General features: G+C 29.3%; 15 protein-coding genes. 11 read left to right on the top strand and 4 right to left on the bottom strand.

Going from position 1 to position 14,285, the window contains the following annotated elements:
- Positions 1–230 precede the first annotated feature (230 nt).
- The 4 genes from LACAL_RS14410 (at position 231) to LACAL_RS14395 (ending at position 5,649) form a co-directional block, all read left to right on the top strand.
- Positions 231–1,448: a site-specific integrase gene (locus LACAL_RS14410; RefSeq protein WP_041302074.1), complete on the top strand. Its 1,218-nt coding sequence runs from the start codon at positions 231–233 to the stop codon at positions 1,446–1,448.
- A 172-nt stretch (positions 1,449–1,620) separates the two neighbouring features.
- Positions 1,621–2,895: a hypothetical protein gene (locus tag LACAL_RS14405; protein ID WP_148256147.1), complete on the top strand. Its 1,275-nt coding sequence runs from the start codon at positions 1,621–1,623 to the stop codon at positions 2,893–2,895.
- Positions 2,896–3,078: 183 nt separating this feature from the next.
- Positions 3,079–3,372, top strand: coding sequence for a helix-turn-helix domain-containing protein (locus LACAL_RS14400; protein WP_013871497.1), 294 nt, complete (start codon positions 3,079–3,081; stop codon positions 3,370–3,372).
- An 18-nt stretch (positions 3,373–3,390) separates the two neighbouring features.
- On the top strand, positions 3,391–5,649 hold the full coding sequence (locus tag LACAL_RS14395; RefSeq protein ID WP_013871496.1) for a DUF3987 domain-containing protein: 2,259 nt from the start codon (positions 3,391–3,393) through the stop codon (positions 5,647–5,649).
- A gap of 38 nt (positions 5,650–5,687) precedes the next feature.
- On the opposite strand, the gene LACAL_RS14390 is transcribed toward LACAL_RS14395, so the two are convergent.
- The gene (locus LACAL_RS14390; protein WP_013871495.1) at positions 5,688–6,935 is read right to left on the bottom strand and encodes a DNA methyltransferase; all 1,248 of its coding nucleotides are present in this window, start codon (positions 6,933–6,935) and stop codon (positions 5,688–5,690) included.
- 91 nt (positions 6,936–7,026) lie between these two features.
- On the opposite strand from LACAL_RS14390, the gene LACAL_RS14385 reads away from it, so the two are divergent.
- The 4 genes from LACAL_RS14385 to LACAL_RS15430 are packed head-to-tail and all read left to right on the top strand — an operon-like array spanning position 7,027 to position 8,988.
- Positions 7,027–7,317: a helix-turn-helix transcriptional regulator gene (locus LACAL_RS14385; RefSeq protein ID WP_013871494.1), complete on the top strand. Its 291-nt coding sequence runs from the start codon at positions 7,027–7,029 to the stop codon at positions 7,315–7,317.
- A complete protein-coding gene (locus LACAL_RS14380) occupies positions 7,307–8,053 on the top strand; it encodes an MvaI/BcnI restriction endonuclease family protein (protein ID WP_013871493.1) in 747 nt (248 codons plus the stop codon). Before LACAL_RS14385 ends, LACAL_RS14380 begins: the two co-directional genes overlap by 11 nt.
- Positions 8,054–8,085: 32 nt before the next feature.
- On the top strand, positions 8,086–8,814 hold the full coding sequence (locus tag LACAL_RS14375) for a hypothetical protein (RefSeq protein ID WP_013871492.1): 729 nt from the start codon (positions 8,086–8,088) through the stop codon (positions 8,812–8,814).
- A 3-nt stretch (positions 8,815–8,817) separates the two neighbouring features.
- Complete coding sequence (locus LACAL_RS15430; protein WP_013871491.1) at positions 8,818–8,988, top strand: hypothetical protein; 171 nt, start codon at positions 8,818–8,820, stop codon at positions 8,986–8,988.
- Between the two features lie 511 nt (positions 8,989–9,499).
- On the opposite strand, the gene LACAL_RS14370 is transcribed toward LACAL_RS15430, so the two are convergent.
- Positions 9,500–10,567 (bottom strand): ImmA/IrrE family metallo-endopeptidase, encoded by a 1,068-nt coding sequence (locus LACAL_RS14370; protein ID WP_013871490.1) that lies wholly within the window; start codon positions 10,565–10,567, stop codon positions 9,500–9,502.
- A 58-nt stretch (positions 10,568–10,625) separates the two neighbouring features.
- Complete coding sequence (locus LACAL_RS14365; RefSeq protein WP_148256146.1) at positions 10,626–11,225, bottom strand: hypothetical protein; 600 nt, start codon at positions 11,223–11,225, stop codon at positions 10,626–10,628.
- Between the two features lie 463 nt (positions 11,226–11,688).
- On the opposite strand from LACAL_RS14365, the gene LACAL_RS15425 reads away from it, so the two are divergent.
- The 3 genes from LACAL_RS15425 to LACAL_RS14355 all read left to right on the top strand — a co-directional run bounded on the left by LACAL_RS15425 (position 11,689) and on the right by LACAL_RS14355 (position 13,348).
- Positions 11,689–11,847, top strand: coding sequence for a hypothetical protein (locus LACAL_RS15425; protein ID WP_158306399.1), 159 nt, complete (start codon positions 11,689–11,691; stop codon positions 11,845–11,847).
- 296 nt (positions 11,848–12,143) lie between these two features.
- Positions 12,144–12,569 carry a hypothetical protein gene (locus LACAL_RS14360; RefSeq protein WP_237700995.1) on the top strand — a complete coding sequence of 142 codons (426 nt, stop codon included), beginning with the start codon at positions 12,144–12,146 and terminating at the stop codon, positions 12,567–12,569.
- A gap of 137 nt (positions 12,570–12,706) precedes the next feature.
- Positions 12,707–13,348 (top strand): DUF6266 family protein, encoded by a 642-nt coding sequence (locus LACAL_RS14355; protein WP_013871486.1) that lies wholly within the window; start codon positions 12,707–12,709, stop codon positions 13,346–13,348.
- A 197-nt stretch (positions 13,349–13,545) separates the two neighbouring features.
- Here LACAL_RS14355 and LACAL_RS14350 read toward each other — a convergent pair whose 3' ends face one another.
- Entirely contained in the window at positions 13,546–14,247 is a 702-nt protein-coding gene (locus LACAL_RS14350) for a hypothetical protein (protein WP_013871485.1), read from the bottom strand.
- Positions 14,248–14,285: the final 38 nt, after the last annotated feature.

Raw genomic sequence — 14,285 nt, 5'->3', positions numbered from 1 at the left:
TGGATTCGGAGTTAGTCGAATCCGCCGTAATTGCGGTTATACATTGTTATATAGTATTGTCTCTCATTTTTATCAAATTGCTTTTAAACCCTTTATTTAAAAGGGTTTTGTGTTTTTAGATAATGCAAATTAATGCAATAAAATGCTACTAAATGTTAGGTTTGTTGTACCTATTGTTGTACCTTAGTAACACGTTGCACCCAATTGCACAGCCTAAAAACCAGAGTTTTATGTCTTCAATTAAAGTAGTTTTAAGAAAAAACAAGATAGATAAAGCAGGACTTGCACCGCTTTATTTACGAGTAATCAAAAACAGAAAAACTAAATTCATTTCATTAAGTGTAAAACTACAACCGAATGAATGGGATGAAGATAAACAAAAAGTCAAGAAGAATCATAAAAGCTCTACAAGATTAAACGCGTACATCTCTAAAAAGATAGCAGATGCAGAAGGGGAAATTGCAGACCTTGAAAGAAGAAATCAATCTACATCAGCAAGAAGAATAAAAGAAGCTATTAAGGGTAAACCCTTAATTAACTTTTTTGAGTTTGCTTACGATAGATGCGAGAAGCTTAAAGATACTGTAACACTATCCACTTACAGAAGCTATAAAAACAACATCGAAAAGTTTGAAAGGTTTGTAGGGCATCGTGAAATAATGTTTGATGATATTACAGCGACAACCTTAAAAAATTATGCTTCACATTGCAGTTCTAAATTAGGCAACAATAACACAACTATAAATTATGCGTTTAGAATCCTTAATTTAATGTTTAGAGAAGCTAAAAGCGAAGATTTAATTTCTAATGAACTTGCACCTTTTACAAAGTTTAAAGTAAAGAAAAACAAGACTACAAAGCGTTATTTAAACGAAGAACAGTTTGATGCATTTATGAATTTAGAAGTACCACAAGAACATAAAGCACAAGTTATCAAAGATATGTTTATCTTTTCTGTTTTTTCTGGTGGGTTACGTTTTGGAGATGTTATCGAATTGCAATGGAAAAACTACGATAGCAAAAATCACAGAATCACAAAAACGATAAGAAAAACCAAAAGACAGCACAGCATTAAAATAGGTCAAAAAGCGGTTGATATTTTAGAGAAGTACAAAACCAAAGACCAAAAGCAAAACGATATAATTTTTCCATTTGCAAAAGTTGATGAGTTATATTTTAAAGATAGAGAACATAGAAGTTTAATAACCAATAGAGCAATTTCATTAAGTAATATGTATTTAAGCAGAATAGGAAAAGAATTAGAACTACCGTTTAATTTATCCTTTCATATTAGCCGACACACATTTGCTACCAGAGCATTAAATAATGGTATGCGTATAGAACACGTATCTAAATTAATGGATCATTCCGATATTGGTATTACGCAAGTGTATGCAAAAATAATAGGTAGTGAATTAGATAACGCGGTAGATAAATATATAAATTAATATGGGGGAATATTCAAAAATAGAATTGTTGTTATTAGACAAATTCACAGATGCTATTGATAACTTAATTCAATCAGCTATTTATTCTCAAACAGATAAGGATAAACTAATTTATCGGTCTTGTATTAATGATGAAGAAAAAGATGTATTCACTAAAAAGGAGATAAAGAAAATGCAGAAGAAACTTGCTAAATGTAGTCCAGATATAGCAGAGTTTTTAAGATGTTACATAAGTCCGAGCGAATTTGATTTGTCAGGTGATAATTATGACCAGTACAGAGAAAGAATAATCAGAAATTTTCTATCACAAGAGTTTAATGATGTTTTAGAGGTCTTAACAATGAGATTTAAAAAAGTGGAGGATATAGAGGAAGTTGATGAATTAGACTGGGAAGAAATGATTGAAGAAGGGCACTTTGGTATTGATGATAAGTTTATGTCGCATTTTATCAAATATATGGTTGTTGCAGATAGGCTAACCACTTTCAAGAGTATATTGGAGTCCGTAGAAAAAGAAAAAAAGCAACAAGAAAAAGAGAAGTTGACCAATCCAGTAATGAATTACACCAACTACCAAAACGATGAACCTACAGATGTTTTTATTGTAGAAGAATTAGAAAAACGTTTAGCGATAGAAGCGGTAGAATACAAACGTAAACTTGATGATGAATGGGAAAAATACACTTTTGACCCTATGTATTTTGATAACTTTATTTCTGGTAACTTATACAATGAGTTTTTAAAATCCTTATATGAAAGAATCAAGCCATTAAATGACTTTGAAGTTAATAAATACCTCACATTATCAGTAAATCAATTTAAAACCCATACACCAGAAAAACGAGTAGAAGCATTTAAGAAGTTGTATTACGAAACTTATTGGTTTCCGAATTATATGGAATACAAAGAAGAATCCTATATATCAAAATATGCAATGCACGTATGGAAGCACTATAAATCACATTTTAACAAATACAAAGAAGCTACAGAAAACGTATTACAGGACTTTAAAAATGGCTTAATTGGAAGTGGTAAAAAAGAAATTACAGAAAAGCCAAAATCGATATCAAAATCAAAATACAATTCATTTACTTACATAAATAATCTCACTGGGCAAACACAGTTAACCGACTTAATGAATGCTTTAAAACGTAAAAATTTTATTGAGAATTCAACCGATTTAAAAGACTTTAGAAAAATTTTTAGCGGAGAAGAAATTGAAAAGCCTATTGTTTGGACTGGTAAGATTAGCGAACTTTCATATTTCATAAAACAATTGCATAATGAATTAAAACTTGTTGTAGATTTAAAGCAACAGCAATGGGCAGTAACTATAAATTGTTTTATTCAAGAAAACGGAGAGCAATATAACCGTACAAAATTGAGAACTCAAAAAGTTCCGACTACTTCAAAAAGCATCGATTCTGCATTAAATACACTAAAATAACACTCTACACTTAAAGCGCAGTATTAAAATATTTTATTTAAATATTACAGTTAACCTCTTTTAGCTTAACTGTTTTTGTCAATACTCTACACTCTACACCTTACTCTAAACCCTTACTTGTAAAGTGTTTTTAGGCTCTATTTCTGCCAAAATTTGTTTCCATAATCATAAAATTTTATTCAAATGGAAGCAATCATTTTAAGCACCCAACAGTACGCAGATTTAGTAAACCGTTTAGACGAGCTAAACAAAAAATTAGAAGAGAAACAGAAAAACCCTAAAGACACTTTTCTAGACAATCAAGAATTTCTTCAGCTAATGAATATTAGTAAACGAACAGCGCAAACTTGGCGTGATGAAGGTGTTATTTCGTTTTCTCAAATAGGCTCTAAAATCTATTATCGTATGAGTGACGTGCAAAAGTTATTAGACAATAACTATCGTAAAGCATTCACAACAAAAAGAAATAATTACTAATCCTTAAATCTTAAAGTTATGCAAGTAGCCGTATCAGTCTTTAACGACTTCATTTATAAGGTTGAGGATAAGCCTTTAGAAAAAATCCTTAACGCTATTAAAATAGGTACTTATAAAGCCAAAATAAGCGATATAAGAAACCTGCTATCCAATGACAATAAAAAGGAAGCAGACCAATTAAAAAAGCAATTACAGGCGTTTACAGTATCAGGTACTTTTAGTAAAGGTAGAAGTATAGATAAAATAGATACATATAGCCAATATGTAATTTTGGATATAGATAAACTTTCAGAATCTCAATTAAAAGAGGTTAAACAAACCACACGTTTAGCACCTTACACTTATGCATCATTTATTAGTCCTAGTGGTAAAGGATTAAAAATTATTGTAAAAGTTAGCTCTACTAAAGAACATCACAAAGAAGCCTACAACCAAGTTGTAGCTTATTATGAACAAGCATTAAAAATAGATATAGATACCTCTGGGAGTGATATTTGTCGTTTATGTTTTATGTCTTATGATGAAGACTGTTTTATTAATTTAAATGCAGATATTTTCGAAGTCAGTATAAAATTAGAAGAAGAAAAACCAATTTCAATAAAATACAATAATTCAATAAGTAATGATATTGAAGCCTATATATCTGAAATAGAAAAAACAGCAACCGATATTACTGGAAATTATGAAACGTGGAGAAATTTAGGTTTTGCAATTTCAGAAGAATATGGAGAAATAGGAAGAGAATACTATCACAGAATTAGCCGATTTTATATTAAGTATAATTATCAAGAATGCGATAAACAATACACTAATTGTTTAAAAGCGAAAGGTACAGGAATCAATATTTCAACGTTTTATTATATGGCTCACCAAAATAATATCAAACCATATAAAGAACCCATTGAAGAAGAAGTATTAATACCAAATGAAGTAACAAATTCAGAAGATTATTCAGATAGTCCAACATTCTCAACTTCCTTAATTCCTCAACTTCCGCAATTCCTTCAACAAGTAATTAAGTATGCAAAAACAGACCAAGAAAGAGATATAATGATATTAGGTGCTATAACAGCTATAAGTGCTTGTTTACCTAAAATATACGGTATTTATGATGGCGATAAAGTATATTCTAATTTGTATTTATTTGTAACAGCTGCAGCTGCTTCTGGAAAAGGAAAATTAAAATTTTGTAAAAGATTAGTTAATAAAATTCACAAAACAATGCGTGAAGAAGCAAAACTAATGGAAGCCGAATATGATGCAGAATTAGCGCAATACAACAAGAACAAGATGAAAGATGAAAACTTAAAGAAACCTCAAAAACCACCCATTAGAATGTTGTTTATTCCTGCAAATAACAGTTCAACGGGTATGTTTCAATTATTACACGACAGTAAAGGTAGGGGGCTAATTTTTGAAACCGAAGCAGATACATTAGCCAAAAACTTTAAAACAGATTATGGCGATTATTCCGATGGTTTTAGAAATGCTTTTCATCACGAAACAATAAAATATTTTCGTAGAACAGATAGAGAATATGTAGAGATTGAAGAGCCTTGTTTGTCTTGTGCACTAACAGGTACACCAAAACAAGTTTTGGCATTAATGCCTAATGCTGAAAATGGTTTATTCAGTCGCTTTATGTTTTATCAAATGCCAACAAGTACGAATTGGAAAAACGTTTTTGCTATTGATACTAAAAAAGGCTTAAATGAGTATTTTGACAATTTAGGAAATGTATTTTATGAATTATACAGACAACTAATCACAAATACTGAAATTCAGTTTTCATATACAGAAGAACAGCAAGAAGTATTTAATCAATTTTTTTCAAAAATTAATTTATACTATCTAAATGTAAACCCTTTAGAATACAATTCTTCTATTAAAAGAATGGGTATAATTGCGTTTAGAATTAGTATGATTTTAACTGTTTTAAGGATATTAGAAACAGGCGATGTTACAAATCCTTTGTATTGTTCTGATGAAGATTTTCAATCTACATTAACTATCGTAAAAGCCTTAATAAAACATAGTAGCAAAGTGTATTCTAGTTTACCGGTTGATAAAACAGCTATAAACTACAAAAACAAAAAAGAGCAGTTCATAGATAGTTTACCATTACGTTTTTCTACACAAGATTATATAAGCTATGCATCTAAATTAGATATTACGCAAAAAACAGCAGAGCGTTATATCACTAATCTTTGTAAATCCAAATTTTTATTAAGAGAATCACAAGGTAATTACTACAATCCATCAAAAGAAGTAAAGTGAGGGTTTGAGGGTTTTGAGGCTGTTTAGTTTTTCTTCCCTCAAATTTTTTCCATAATTATAATAAATTCATTTACCATTGTTGTAACATTCGCACCTTTTTTATTGCTAGGGCTTGTCTTATTAGGCATTCTTTTATTTGGTATGCTTCTTACAAAAGTATCAATATGTTTAAAGCCATTGGTTTCAAATGCCTCTATAGTAAAATAATCTAAAGGTATCTGCACACCTTTTACATTTCTGTTTCCAACAACATAACAAATTCTACCTTCTTTTCTTATCGCTTTAGAAACATTAGTTATAGATTTATAATAATCATCCAAAAAAGAAAGGACTTCATAATATCTTTTTTCGTCTATCGCTTTTATTTCTTTTAACTCATTCTTGATAGATTCTGTTTTTAATGTAAAATCTTTTATTTTCGTTCCCCCCATTAAGAGATTATCTATTTTTTTTGCATTTTCAAATTTGAACCATTCGTTAGCCCATCTTGAAAATTGTCCATAAGCAACAGTAGTTTTAGAATCACCATAAGGTGGTGATGTTACCACTAAATCAATACTACCTTCTTTAATATAATGTTTGGGTATTTCATTTACTGTATTAAAATCTGCAATTACTACTTTACTTTTATTGTTTATTTTATTGAAGTCTTCTAATCCTTTTATATTTCTTTCTATTTTATTTATAAATAACTTAAAGGTTTGAGGGTTGTGTAAGTGTAGTTTTTCTTTTGCTATTCTATATCGTTTAAACTCACCATTCCTTGTATAGGAAACCTCTCTAACACACTCTGAAAGAGCTAACAAGAAGAAATCTCTAATTGTTTCAGGGTATGTGTTTATAATATTAGTTAAATAATATAACTCTTCAGCTTTTTCTTTACTATACCAAAAATCTACATTTGTAATATGGTCTAAATCTACATTTTGAGGGCGTTTGTAATTTTCTATTGCGTTTATTGTTTTTGAAAAGTATTTTTCAATAAGACCCTCGTTAAAGTTTGTTGTTTTGACAGAAGAAATAAATCTTGCTAATGGATTCAAATCAGTTCCAATTGCATTTATCCCTTGTATTTTAGCTTCAACTAAAGTGGTTCCAGACCCCATATAAGGGTCAAGTATATTTTCAAGTTTACCTTTTGGTTTATAATCTTGTATTAATTTTCTAGCTATTTGAGGTATCATCATAGCAGGATATGTATGATAAGAATGCGTGTACTCTTTAGTATCACTGGTTCTAAAATCCCATTCGTCTGTATATGTCCTTTTGTATTCTTTAATTTTCATTTTACAAATATAATAAAATACACATTACTCACAATATGTGGGTGTTTAATTTTTAACATAAATATATTTTTGCTCACAAATTGTTGGTAAAATGAAATCTGAAATACAATTAAGTGTAATTAATATTATTAGAGAATTAAGAAATGATAATGATTTATCTCAAGCGGGTTTTGCAGATATTATAGGTGTTAGTTATGGTATGATTGGTAATATTGAATCGACAAAATTTAGTCACAAATATACAATTGAACAACTTCAAAAAGCTACACAATTTTTTTCATTTCCTTTTGAAAGATTGTTTATGTCGGAACTCGAGGCTAGCAAAAATAAAAGAGAGGTTATTGATTTACTAATAGAAAGAATTAAAATTTATGATAGATAAAACAAAAATTGAAAAAGAGTTTAATAGGATTAAAAGTTTAGGTTTTATTCCAAGTAGAAGAAAACATAATACAGGTATAGGTAAAACATTTGAAGATTATTTAGGTGTAACTGAAAATAATGATAAACTACCAGATTTTGATGGTTTTGAGGTTAAAAGTCAACGAGCTTTAACTAGTTCTTATCTAACTCTTTTTACTAAAAGTCCAACTGGTCCTAATAAAGCTAATACTTATTTACGAGATAAATATGGTGAAGAATATGAGGAATATCCTGGCTTAAAAAAGTTACATACATCAATTTTTTCAAATAAATTTAATACTTATAAATTAAGAACAGGCTTTATTATAGTTAATGATAAAGAAAATTCTGTAGTTCGTTTAGAGGTGAAAGATTTAGTTACCGGTGAAATAACAGATAAGTCTGTATATTGGTCATATGAAGATCTATCGAAAGCATTACATAAAAAATTACAAGCATTATTCTATGTTAATGCTGAAACTCGTAAAGTAAATGGAGTAGAAGAATTTCATTATACTCAAGCTGATATTTATTTAAACCCTAGTTTAGAAAACTTACTAAAATTAATTGATGAAGGTAAATTAATGGTAGATATTCGTATAGGTTCTTATAAAAGTGGGCGTAATAAAGGTAAGACTCACGATCACGGTACAGGTTTCCGAATCAGACCATCTGATTTAAACCTACTTTATAATGATACTTTAGATATTGATTAGTTGTTTCTTTTAAATATTTACTCACATATATTTTGCTAGATATATTAAAATTTATTTTAAAACTTATTTTAATAGGTTTAATACCAGCTCTTTTACTTTTTGTATCAAAAAGTGATTACGTACTAGATTATCTTATTAATAAAGATTTTTTAATTACAATAGAAAACAAAGAAGTAGTAAAATTTTGGCTCTTTTTGTTAGGAACATTTACAGCAGCTCTTATTGTTCCTGTAAAACTTTTTATCACTGAAAAGAAGTTAAAAAAACAAACAAACTTATTAAAAAATCAAGTTAATGTAATATTAGAACAAATATGTAGAGATTTAGATGTAAGAACTGATTCTATTTCGTTAAGAGTATTTAAAGTTACAAAGCCTTTTTTTTCAAAAACTATAAAGCTAAATTCTTATTATATAGATAATATTACTACAATTATAAATGGGAAAAAGGATTTAGTTTTTGAGGTGAAAAATAATGAAGTACAAGGAGTCGTAGGTCGTACTTATGTTGAAAAATCTTTTTTCGTTGATTATAACATAACAAATGATGATAACTCTTACCAATTAACATCCGAACTTAAAAACAGAATTGGTGATGTACAATTTTGTTGTGCAGCCCCAATTGTTTTTGATAAAGAGAAAATTAAATATATTATTAGCCTAGATTCGAATGAACTTATTCATAAATCAGCACCTAAAACTGCTTTATTAAAGAGAAATTTAGTATATTTAAGTCAATTATTTGATGAATTTATTTTATAACAAATGCCAAATAAAAAAGAAAAAAAAAATAGGGTAGATAGAGCACTTAAAAAAGAAGTTGCATCAATTGAAGTGAGGAATCTATATGCCTTTTTAGATAGTTTTTCTAAATCATCTAAAAAGTATAACTCACTAGATATTAAGGTAGATTCTAATTTAGTAAAACAAAGGTAATTCCTCATAAAATAAAACCCAGTTTTTTCGTACCTCAAAATCCTCTGTTTTTTATTTTATTCCGCTCGCCAACGCGCTTGTAGTTCTTGGTTGCCAACCCTCACACAGCACATTACTTGTTTTATATGCACTATTATATTTTGATAAATCGGTACAATAAAAAAGTAAAAAGCTGTTGCCTGCGCGCATACCAAAAACTACCCAAAGCTATATTTACATAATACAAGTTATAGTAGCAAACGGCACTTTTTAAAGGTTTGCTATCGCAGTGTTAATGCATATTGTAGCTATAACTGGTATTATGTAAAATATCCGCTATTCCAACGCACAATTCCGAACATTAAACCACATTTTGAACAAACATTAAACATCTGAACATTTTAAGGGTTACGTTAATTGATAATAATATTCGTTATCTCATTCAAGCTGCACAAAACCATCGTTAAGTCCAAGTATTCCTTACCTCAAGTCTTTGTTTGTTTCATTTCGTTAACCAATAGTTATTATTAAACTATGGCAATACTCTTAACCTAGTTTGATGTTTATTTGTTTCACAGTATCTTTTAATTATATCAATAGGCAAAGTGAAACCAGTAGCCAATTCAAAATCAGAATAAGCCAAATCTGTTTTGTGCATTGCATATCCTTTTCTGTACAATTCAGGAGTGTCTATATAAATATCAAAAGGTTCTTTCTTCTTCCAACCTTTTCTGCTAAACTCTATGTTTAAGTATGTGTATGTTTCTTTTGTTATACAGTCGAGGTCTTTTGCTCTTCTTATTATTGATGCCATAGATGTAAGCCAAAATCTTTTGTACTCTGCTAAATCTGATAACCTTAAATCATAGAGTGAGTTTTTTATAGCTGCTTTGGGCATTAAAAATTCAGAAGCAAAAGTATTAGCCTCATTTTCTAATTCTTTTTTCCTATGTTTTGGTATTGCAGGATTGTTTATTGAGTGCATTAATAAATGTCCAAGCTCGTGTGCAAGTGTAAATCTTTTTCGGTCATTGCTGAAATTTTTATTCAAAACGATTACCGGATATCCATTATCTGTTTCAAAGGATACACCATCAAATTTATCAAAAGCATCAAGTTCTGCTATAATAATTCCATTAACCTCTAAAAGATTACAAATATCTTTTACAGGTTCGTTAGGTTTTAGCCCTAAAAATTTCCTAGTATAATTCGCTATATATTCAGGTGTATAGCCATCTTCTATATCTAAAGTTTTAAAAGCAAAATCAGGCCACATTAACGAATCAGCCATTTCGTCTATTATATAGCCTATTAATTTGTAACTATGCTCAATATCTGTTCTATCTTTTTTTGTTATGGTAGTTCTTTTTCTATAATGAGCAGTATTTGATTCATTAGATATGTTTTTGCTTAAAAATTCAAATGGAAAGTCTAAAAAGGAAACTATTTTTAATAATAATTCATCTGATAATGTGCTTAATCCTTTTTCAAACTTTGATAAGTTTGGTTGTGACAATCCATCAATCATAGAAGATAAATCTGTTTGTGAATATCCTCTGTATTCTCTCGCAAATGTTAACTGTTTGTGATTGATTTTCATATCTTTATTTTATAGGTTCTTTTAAAAAATAATCGGTCGTACTCGATAGGATTAATAATTAGCCAATTTTTTTGTTGCCTTTTTTCCCTTCTCTTATTAAAGGGGTAGCGGCTTTTTGTGGTTTCGTAGTCATATCTATTGTATTATCAATATTAATATCATCAACAGTTACAACCCACTTCACTCGTTCTTCATCTACATAAACTAATTTAGGTTCAGAAATAATTCCTATACTATTCTTTTTATATCCAAAGAATAATATAGGTTCTTCAACAAAATTAGTACCATTAAACAAAGGTAGTGAGAGCTGATTGGAAATAGCTTCCACTGATTTTGTTTTAATATTCATAGGCTTATCATATTTATCTAATTTTTTGAATAGTATAATATAGCCATTCGTTCGCAGTGTAAATCTTTTGTATTTTCCAAATTTCCAATGATTGGGGAAATACTTCTGAATACATTGTATCATTTTTGAGTTCAACAATGATGCTTCATAACCTCTTGCTCTCGCTTCTGGAGGTGTTTTAATGATTTCACTTTCGTAAAGTTCATACGCTTCCTTAAATGCTTTAAACATTAAAGGAAGTTCGCTTTTTAAATCGAATTTTGCACCCTTTATCGTTGCAATGCGCCTTTTGTTTTGGCGTAAATTCAAATTATTTTTGTACATTTGTACCATAGAAAAAAAATATTTATTATCGGTACGACCGAAAATTTAGTATCTCTGTTGGCGCAGAGATATTTTTTATATTGCAAATATATAAAAATTAAATTAAATTGTATTTTTAATTATATAATTTCTAAACAAAGTTGTAAACAATGTTTTTAGTTTTTTATAAAATCCACTTTTCCCCACCACCCAAGTCAGCGGTTATAAAAAAATAGGTTTATAAAATGTAGTAATACGCCATAGCACATTACATTTTATCGTACCTCAAAAAAGCAATAAGCTATTGTCTAAAAGTCCTGTATAAGTAGCTTGTTTAAATGCTGTTTTATCAAACAACTATTTAAAACGCTACCCATACAAACGCATCATCCAAAGCTCAATACGGTACTAAAACCTATTTTTTTAAGTGTTAATTCCCCAAAAAAGTTATATTTAAAGTATGAAACAAATGATTGAAGATTTATTTGATTTATTCTTTCCTCACGATATTGATGAAAACGGTAATAAAATCGAAAATCCTGAAAGTGATGATTCTTTTGGTACTAAACTTTTCGTAATCATTATGCTTGTTATAATAGTAATATTGGCAGGTATAACATTAAATTAATAAAAGATAGCAAATATATGTGGCTTACTACAGCCCACGCTTTAAGTCTATAAAGCTCAAGCCTACGGTTTTTTAAAAAACTTTTAATTACTAATTCAAAGCAACTTTTCGTTTTGCTTGTAGCTTTTTCTATTTCATTAAAATTCCTAAAAAACTTTTTTAAAAAAAGCTTGACAGCCTTACCCACGCCACAAAGCGGATGGCTTTCTTTTTTTAATTTTTTTCTTTTTCATTTTCAAAAAAAATATGTGTGAGCGTAGCGAACTTTTAATTGGATAGCTATGCCTTATTTTGAAATGAAAACACACAAAATCGGAAAAACTTACTCGAACCCTCATTTTTTTATACTTAACAAAGGGCTTAACAGCGGAAAACCGCTCTCAAATCCTTGTCCTAACTGTTTTGTAGTAATCACAAAAACCGAAACAGATAAAAACACGCTTTTTCACTTGTCTATGATGTTGCAAATAGGCGGTTTTTACGCTTATTATTTAAGGGGTAGTGTTATTCCGTTTATTTCTGTGGATGATTGCAGAAACACGCTTAAAAAAGGGTTAAAAACTACTTTAAATCAAAACGACCAGATGCAAAAACATATTAAAGCGGTTGAGGTTATCAGTAAAAAAGAAAAAGAGCTTCAAAATGTCATTGATAAAATGGCAGTTTTAAAAGTTGCATACATTCGTAATTGTTTCAAATTAATGCAAACAAATGAAGCTTGATGCAAAGGCATCGTACCGCCTTAAAACAGTAACAAAATGGCATTATTTTGGTTATATTTATAGTGAAATAAAGGTTTTAAAGCAATATAAAGTCCGTACCAAATCCAAACGTGTAATTTTTAAATTGTTTTTATATTATGGGAAAGATTTCTCAAGGAATTTTAGGCGGATTATCTGGAAAAGTAGGTAATGTCATCGGTGGTAGTTGGAAAGGTATTGACTACATCAGAATTAAGCCATCTAGTGTGGCGAATCCTCGAACAGAGGGACAAGTAAATCAACGTAATAAATTTACGGTTACATTGGAATATTTACAGCCAAACAAAGAGTTTTTAAAAGTCGGTTACAAGTCTTTTGCGACAAAGAAAACTGAATTTAATGCTGCAATGTCTTATGTATTAAATAATGCAGTAGGAGGGATTGCACCTAACTTCACAATCGATTATTCTTTAGCTTTGTTGAGTAGAGGTTCTTTATCTGGAGTGTTAAATGGAACTACTGACTTAACAACACCAGGACAAGTTGATTTTGCTTGGGGTGATAACTCGGCAGAGGGTAACGCAAATGCAACTGATAAAGCGATGTTGTTAGTTTACAATCCAAGTAAAAAAGAATCTGTTTATATTTTAGATGGTGCAGACAGAACAGCAGGTTCTCAATCGGTAACAATTCCAAACACCTATGCAGGAGACACAGTAGAGCTATTTATGGCGTTTGTTTCTGCTGATGGTAGTCAAGTATCAAATAGTGTGTATTTAGGCTCTGGTACGGCTGCTTAATAACTTTAAGTTTAAATACATTTTATAAACCGTTTCTATTAATTTAGAAGCGGTTTTTTTATGCCTTTAGATTACTTTTAATTATTGGTTAAAATGTTATACCTATGTTGTACCCTTTTTTAATTAATCTTCTAAAACCCTTTATTTATAAGGATTAATTGAGTTAATTAATATAATACATTGTTGTATGCCGTTTTTTATTTATAGTAGTAGTACCAATTACTTTCATAATTAGTGTCAAAATTCTCTTTACTATCTAAAAAAACTGAATAAAAATCTTTCTTAAAATATCCGAATTCGTCATACTTTTTGAGTATGTCAAAATATTGTTCATTCCATTTTTTATGTAATTCAGAATCTTGGTATTTCGTTAATTGCTTATCTGTATAAAAAAAAATTGTAGCACAATTAAATCTTCTATCAATCGTCCATATTTCTGGATTATTTATTTCCGATTTCAGTTTTTTGATGTCTTTGTCAGGAATTTTTTCATTTGCCTCATCTTTTGCTATTGTTTCAAAGTCAGAAAAATAGACAAATAAATTATTCGATTTATAAGTCAGTCCAAGCAGTATTTGAATCCAATTCGGTTTGTTTTTTAGTTCATAATCTGAAGTTATTTCTACAAACTTTTTCGCAATTTCGTTCTGTTTTCTTTCGTCAAATTTATAGGTCTTATTGTCCATAAACTTTCCTTTGTCCTTTGCATATTCTAAACAAACTTGAAGTCGAGGATTAGATTTGTCGTTATCTATATAATCGAAAATTAGGTTTAATGTTTTGACATTATATTTTATGTCAATCCACTTAGCAAGTTGCCCGAATTCCTCTTTAATATTCGAGATATTTTGTTTTATTTTTTTGGTTGACTTATAGTCTTTGTCAGAAGGCATTATCATATTTCAGATAGAGTTTTTTTAAATGGCATACAAACGTT

The sequence above is a fragment of the Lacinutrix sp. 5H-3-7-4 genome (genome assembly GCF_000211855.2).
In the GTDB taxonomy this organism is placed as follows: domain Bacteria; phylum Bacteroidota; class Bacteroidia; order Flavobacteriales; family Flavobacteriaceae; genus Lacinutrix.
This window is presented reverse-complemented; position numbering and strand designations above follow the sequence as displayed.

Coding starts and splice junctions, on each gene's coding strand:
- LACAL_RS14410 (WP_041302074.1), top strand. CDS start 231: ATGTCTTCAATTAAAGTAGTTTTAAGAAAAAACAAGATAGATAAAGCA.
- LACAL_RS14405 (WP_148256147.1), top strand. CDS start 1,621: ATGCAGAAGAAACTTGCTAAATGTAGTCCAGATATAGCAGAGTTTTTA.
- LACAL_RS14400 (WP_013871497.1), top strand. CDS start 3,079: ATGGAAGCAATCATTTTAAGCACCCAACAGTACGCAGATTTAGTAAAC.
- LACAL_RS14395 (WP_013871496.1), top strand. CDS start 3,391: ATGCAAGTAGCCGTATCAGTCTTTAACGACTTCATTTATAAGGTTGAG.
- LACAL_RS14390 (WP_013871495.1), bottom strand. CDS start 6,935: ATGAAAATTAAAGAATACAAAAGGACATATACAGACGAATGGGATTTT.
- LACAL_RS14385 (WP_013871494.1), top strand. CDS start 7,027: ATGAAATCTGAAATACAATTAAGTGTAATTAATATTATTAGAGAATTA.
- LACAL_RS14380 (WP_013871493.1), top strand. CDS start 7,307: ATGATAGATAAAACAAAAATTGAAAAAGAGTTTAATAGGATTAAAAGT.
- LACAL_RS15430 (WP_013871491.1), top strand. CDS start 8,818: ATGCCAAATAAAAAAGAAAAAAAAAATAGGGTAGATAGAGCACTTAAA.
- LACAL_RS14370 (WP_013871490.1), bottom strand. CDS start 10,567: ATGAAAATCAATCACAAACAGTTAACATTTGCGAGAGAATACAGAGGA.
- LACAL_RS15425 (WP_158306399.1), top strand. CDS start 11,689: ATGATTGAAGATTTATTTGATTTATTCTTTCCTCACGATATTGATGAA.
- LACAL_RS14360 (WP_237700995.1), top strand. CDS start 12,144: ATGAAAACACACAAAATCGGAAAAACTTACTCGAACCCTCATTTTTTT.
- LACAL_RS14355 (WP_013871486.1), top strand. CDS start 12,707: ATGGGAAAGATTTCTCAAGGAATTTTAGGCGGATTATCTGGAAAAGTA.
- LACAL_RS14350 (WP_013871485.1), bottom strand. CDS start 14,247: ATGATAATGCCTTCTGACAAAGACTATAAGTCAACCAAAAAAATAAAA.